Raw genomic sequence first — 435 nt, 5'->3', positions numbered from 1 at the left:
GCATCTCGCTGGTCTACGGCTTCTCGGGTTCGACCGACTTCGCGCAGATCGCGGGTGCTTATGGTCGTGACGCAGTCATGGGCACGCGTTCGCTGGGGCTGATGTTCGGTCTGGTGTTCGTGTTCGCCGGCCTGGCGTTCAAGATGTCGGCGGTGCCGTTCCACATGTGGACCCCGGACGTCTACGAAGGCGCGCCGACCCCGGTGACCGCCTTCTTCGCTTCGGCCCCCAAGGTCGCGGCGATCGCGCTGGCGATCCGCGTCGCGGTCGAGGCCATGGGCTCGGCGGTGCAGCAGTGGCAGCAGATCGTGACCTTCGCCGCGCTGGCGTCGATCATCCTCGGCGCTGTGGCGGCGATCGGGCAGACCAACATCAAGCGGCTGCTGGCCTATTCATCGATCAACAATGTCGGCTTCGCGCTGATCGGTCTGGCGG

At 66.2% G+C, this 435-nt stretch carries 1 protein-coding gene; it reads left to right on the top strand.

Annotated features, from left to right (window positions below; genetic code table 11):
• On the top strand, positions 1-435 hold a 435-nt coding region (locus tag A7976_RS06790), incomplete at both ends, for an NADH-quinone oxidoreductase subunit N (RefSeq protein WP_305791275.1).

This window comes from Methylobacillus sp. MM3 (genome assembly GCF_001645185.1).
GTDB lineage: Bacteria > Pseudomonadota > Gammaproteobacteria > Burkholderiales > Methylophilaceae > MM2.
This window is presented reverse-complemented; position numbering and strand designations above follow the sequence as displayed.